The sequence below is a fragment of the Georgenia deserti genome (genome assembly GCF_042680605.1).
GTDB classification, from domain to species: Bacteria; Actinomycetota; Actinomycetes; order Actinomycetales; family Actinomycetaceae; genus Allobogoriella; species Allobogoriella deserti.
Genome location: NZ_JBHUEE010000016.1, coordinates 1 through 5,768, shown reverse-complemented (window position 1 = coordinate 5,768; position 5,768 = coordinate 1). Strand labels below are relative to the sequence as shown.

Below are 5,768 nucleotides of genomic sequence, written 5' to 3'. Positions count from 1 at the left end.
GGGGGCCGCGGTGTGCGGTACCCCCCCTTTCCCGGGACCCTTCTCGGATATTTAACGTGTGTGTACGGCGGTGTCCTGCTCTCCCACACGCTCGCGCGTGCAGTACCATCGGCGCTGAGGGGCTTAGCTTCCGGGTTCGGAATGGAGCCGGGCGTTTCCCCCTCGCTATGACCGCCGTAACCTGGTCGAACAACACTCAACCCGAACAGGTACGACACGTGGTCGTGACACTATTCAATTGACCCAACCCCCGCCCCCGCATTTGTACGTGCGTGTTTGCGGTGACCTACCCCGCGTTCAGGGGTTTGGCCCGCAACAAGACCACACCCGAAAAAACGAGGGGGTTGCGAAAAGGGGGTTCTGTCCGGGGTTTGTTGCCCGGGAACCATACAGTGGACGCGAACACCCCGACCCTTGACCACACCAGCCGGAAAGGCTTGACCGTTTCACGGCCACCCGGGCGGGTCGTGGTGAATGTGTTGTTGTGGGGTAAGTTGTCGGCCGATTAGTACCGGTCAGCTCCACACCTTGCGGTGCTTCCACATCCGGCCTATCAACCCCATGGTCTATAGGGGGCCTTCCCACCCCGAACGGGGTAGTGGAAACCTCATCTTGAAGCAGGCTTCCCGCTTAGATGCTTTCAGCGGTTATCCCTTCCGAACGTGGCCAACCAGCCGTGCTCCTGGCGGAACAACTGGCACACCAGAGGTTCGTCCGTCCCGGTCCTCTCGTACTAGGGACAGCCCTTCTCAAGTTTCCTACGCGCGCAGCGGATAGGGACCGAACTGTCTCACGACGTTCTAAACCCAGCTCGCGTACCGCTTTAATGGGCGAACAGCCCAACCCTTGGGACCTACTCCAGCCCCAGGATGCGACGAGCCGACATCGAGGTGCCAAACCATGCCGTCGATATGGACTCTTGGGCAAGATCAGCCTGTTATCCCCGGGGTACCTTTTATCCGTTGAGCGACGGCGCTTCCACAAGCCACCGCCGGATCACTAGTTCCGACTTTCGTCCCTGCTCGACCCGTCAGTCTCACAGTCAAGCTCCCTTGTGCACTTGCACTCGACACCTGATTGCCAACCAGGCTGAGGGAACCTTTGAGCGCCTCCGTTACATTTTGGGAGGCAACCGCCCCAGTTAAACTACCCACCAGGCACTGTCCCTGGTCCGGATCACGGACCGAGGTTAGATGCGCAGTACGACCAGAGTGGTATTTCAACGATGACTCCACCACCACTGGCGTGGCGGCTTCACAGTCTCCCACCTATCCTACACAAGCCGTACCGAACACCAATACCAAGCTGTAGTAAAGGTCCCGGGGTCTTTCCGTCCTGCTGCGCGAAACGAGCATCTTTACTCGTAGTGCAATTTCGCCGAGTTCGTGGTTGAGACAGCGGAGAAGTCGTTACGCCATTCGTGCAGGTCGGAACTTACCCGACAAGGAATTTCGCTACCTTAGGATGGTTATAGTTACCACCGCCGTTTACTGGGGCTTAAATTCTGGGCTTCGCCACACAAGGTGACTAACCCGTCCTCTTAACCTTCCAGCACCGGGCAGGCGTCAGTCCGTATACATCGTCTTGCGACTTCGCACGGACCTGTGTTTTTAATAAACAGTCGCTTCTCCCTGGTCTCTGCGGCCCTTCACCCTAACCCGCAAAAGGGGTTTCAAGTTCCGGGCCCCCCTTCTCCCGAAGTTACGGGGGCATTTTGCCGAGTTCCTTAACCACGATTATCTCGATCGCCTTGGTATACTCTACCTGACCACCTGAGTCGGTTTCGGGTACGGGCGGCTAGTCCCTCGCGTCGAGGCTTTTCTCGGCAGCATAGGATCACCCTGCTTCCCCCATACGGGGTCACCATCAGACCTCAGGCACATGAGGCACGGATTTACCTGTGCCCCGCCCTGCGTCCTTGGACGTGCCAAGCCATTAGGCACGCGGTGGCTACCTGTCTGCGTCACCCCTGTTAACACGCTTACCTACTACCGGATCGGGTCCCACGCTCCCCCACCAGCCTTCCCGAAGGAAGAACCAGCAGGTTCGGGTGGTCAGCATCACCGGGCTCGGCATGGTCGGTCCTTCGCCGGTACGGGAATATCAACCCGTTGTCCATCGACTACGCCTGTCGGCCTCGCCTTAGGTCCCGACTTACCCAGGGCGGATTAACCTGGCCCTGGAACCCTTGGTCATTCGGCGGACGGGTTTCTCACCCGTCATTCGCTACTCATGCCTGCATTCTCACTCGTGCGGCCTCCACCACTGGATCACTCCGCGGCTTCACCGCCCGCACGACGCTCCCCTACCCAGCCACGCCCCTGAACAACCCACCCCAAAAGGAGCAGGAAACTAGGGAACATGCGCAGCTGCCACGGCTTCGGCGGTGTGCTTGAGCCCCGCTACATTGTCGGCGCGGAATCACTTGACCAGTGAGCTATTACGCACTCTTTCAAGGATGGCTGCTTCTAAGCCAACCTCCTGGTTGTCTTCGCAACTCCACATCCTTTCCCACTTAGCACACGCTTAGGGGCCTTAGCCGGTGATCTGGGCTGTTTCCCTCTCGACCACGAACCTTATCGCCCGCAGTCTCACTGCCGCGCTCAACTTACCGGCATTCGGAGTTTGGTTGACGTCAGTAACCTTGTCGGGCCCATCGGCCATCCAGTAGCTCTACCTCCAGCAAGCAACACACGACGCTGCACCTAAATGCATTTCGGGGAGAACCAGCTATCACGGAGTTTGATTGGCCTTTCACCCCTACCCACAGGTCATCCCCTCAGTTTTCAACCTAAGTGGGTTCGGTCCTCCACACGCTCTTACACGTGCTTCAACCTGCCCATGGGTAGATCACTCCGCTTCGGGTCTAGAACACGCGACTGACCGCCCTCTTCGGACTCGCTTTCGCTACGGCTTCCCCACCCGGGTTAACCTCGCCACATGCCACTAACTCGCAGGCTCATTCTTCAAAAGGCACGCCATCACCCCAACCAAGGAGGCTCTGACGGATTGTAAGCGCCCGGTTTCAGGTACTATTTCACTCCCCTCCCGGGGTACTTTTCACCTTTCCCTCACGGTACTAGTCCGCTATCGGTCACCAGGAAGTATTTAGGCTTACCAAGTGGTCTTGGCAGATTCACACGAGATTTCACGGGCCCCGTGCTACTCGGGCACCACCCCAGGGAGGCCGCAATGTTTCGTCTACGGGGGTCTCACCCACTACGCCCGGCCTTCCCAGACCGTTCGACTACACCACGACTTTCTCACTCCCCACCCACACGGCAGCATGAGTAAAAGGCAGCCCCACAACCCCGCCAACACAACGCCTGCCGGCTTGAACATGCTGACGGTTTAGCCTCATCCGCTTTCGCTCACCACTACTCACGGAATATCTCTTCCTACGGGTACTGAGATGTTTCACTTCCCCGCGTTCCCCCCACACGCCCTATACATTCAGGCGCGGGTAACCAGACATGACTCTGGCCGGGTTCCCCCATTCGGAAATCCTCGGATCACAGTTCGTTTGCCAACTCCCCGAGGCTTATCGCAGACTACCACGTCCTTCTTCGGCTCCTGGTGCCAAGGCATCCACCGAACGCTCTTAAAAACTTACACCACAAATCACACAAAGATCAGAAGATGCTCGCGTCCACTATACAGTTCTCAAACAACAAACCAAGACACCCACCCACACCAACACCACGGTGCGGGCCAAGCGACCAGCCACAAGAAAACAACCACCCCGACACGGCCCACCACCCAACACACACCCAGCAGCGACAGAGGCAACAACCCCCATCCCCCCAGGCACATGCGACCAGCAGACCCGGCAGCCCTGTTTCCTCAGGACCCAACAGTGTGCCAACCCATGATGTTCCACCCATGAGCAAAGCCGCCCCAGCCCCTCCCTGACGAGGAACCAGCAAACGACCCCCAACACCACACACCAACGCGTGCAGCGACGAGAAGCTCCTTAGAAAGGAGGTGATCCAGCCGCACCTTCCGGTACGGCTACCTTGTTACGACTTCGTCCCAATCGCCAGTCCCACCTTCGACAGCTCCCCCCACAAGGGTTGGGCCACCGGCTTCGGGTGTTACCGACTTTCGTGACGTGACGGGCGGTGTGTACAAGGCCCGAGAACGTATTCACCGCAGCGTTGCTGATCTGCGATTACTAGCGACTCCGACTTCATGGGGTCGAGTTGCAGACCCCAATCCGAACTGAGACCGGCTTTTTGGGATTCGCTCCACCTCACGGCATCGCAACCCTTTGTACCGGCCATTGTAGCATGCGTGAAGCCCAAGACATAAGGGGCATGATGATTTGACGTCATCCCCACCTTCCTCCGAGTTGACCCCGGCAGTCTCCCATGAGTCCCCGGCACTACCCGCTGGCAACACAGGACAAGGGTTGCGCTCGTTGCGGGACTTAACCCAACATCTCACGACACGAGCTGACGACAACCATGCACCACCTGTGCACCGGCCCAAAAGGCACACCCATCTCTGAGCGCTTCCAGTGCATGTCAAGCCTTGGTAAGGTTCTTCGCGTTGCATCGAATTAATCCGCATGCTCCGCCGCTTGTGCGGGCCCCCGTCAATTCCTTTGAGTTTTAGCCTTGCGGCCGTACTCCCCAGGCGGGGCACTTAATGCGTTAGCTACGGCACGGAACCCGTGGAAACAGACCCCACACCTAGTGCCCAACGTTTACGGCATGGACTACCAGGGTATCTAATCCTGTTCGCTCCCCATGCTTTCGCTCCTCAGCGTCAGTAACGGCCCAGAGACCCGCCTTCGCCACCGGTGTTCCTCCTGATATCTGCGCATTCCACCGCTACACCAGGAATTCCAGTCTCCCCTACCGCACTCAAGTCTGCCCGTACCCACTGCAGGCCCAGAGTTAAGCCCTAGGTTTTCACAGCAGACGCGACAAACCGCCTACGAGCTCTTTACGCCCAATAATTCCGGACAACGCTTGCGCCCTACGTATTACCGCGGCTGCTGGCACGTAGTTAGCCGGCGCTTCTTCTGCACATACCCTCAACCCCCAAAAAGGAGGCCTTGTTCTGTACTGAAAGAGGTTTACAACCCGAAGGCCGTCATCCCTCACGCGGCGTCGCTGCATCAGGCTTGCGCCCATTGTGCAATATTCCCCACTGCTGCCTCCCGTAGGAGTCTGGGCCGTGTCTCAGTCCCAGTGTGGCCGGACACCCTCTCAGGCCGGCTACCCGTCGACGCCTTGGTAGGCCATCACCCCACCAACAAGCTGATAGGCCGCGAGCCCATCCCCCACCGAAAAAACTTTCCCCACCAGCCCATGCGGACCAATGAGCGTATCCGGTATTAGCACCGATTTCTCGGAGTTATCCCGAAGAAGGGGGCAGGTTACTCACGTGTTACTCACCCGTTCGCCACTAATCCAACCAGTGCAAGCACCAGTCTTCATCGTTCGACTTGCATGTGTTAAGCACGCCGCCAGCGTTCGTCCTGAGCCAGGATCAAACTCTCCGATAAAAACCAAAAGCACCCAACCAACCAACAACCACAAACAAGCCGCCAGCCAGCCAGACACCAAGATCCATAACAGAAAAACCCCAGCCCAACACACCCAACCCAGAAACGAGGAACCAGGCCAGGCGCATCAAACCAAAAACAAAACAGAACACCCACACACCAACCAAAAAAGCCAGCACGCAGGCATCCCACATGGCATCAAAAAACTTGGCACACTGTTGAGTTCTCAAAAAACAGACACACACCGTGCGAG

General features: G+C 57.9%; 3 rRNA genes. All 3 read right to left on the bottom strand.

From position 1 onward, the window contains the following. Window positions 1-62: 62 nt before the first annotated feature. Window positions 63-179 (bottom strand): 5S ribosomal RNA (gene rrf, locus ACFSE6_RS18835). A gap of 306 nt (window positions 180-485) precedes the next feature. Next, window positions 486-3,615: ribosomal RNA gene (locus ACFSE6_RS18830) — 23S ribosomal RNA — on the bottom strand. 362 nt (window positions 3,616-3,977) lie between these two features. Next, window positions 3,978-5,515 (bottom strand): 16S ribosomal RNA (locus tag ACFSE6_RS18825). Together the 16S, 23S and 5S rRNA genes form the textbook arrangement of a ribosomal RNA operon. Between the last annotated feature and the right edge of the window lie 253 nt (window positions 5,516-5,768).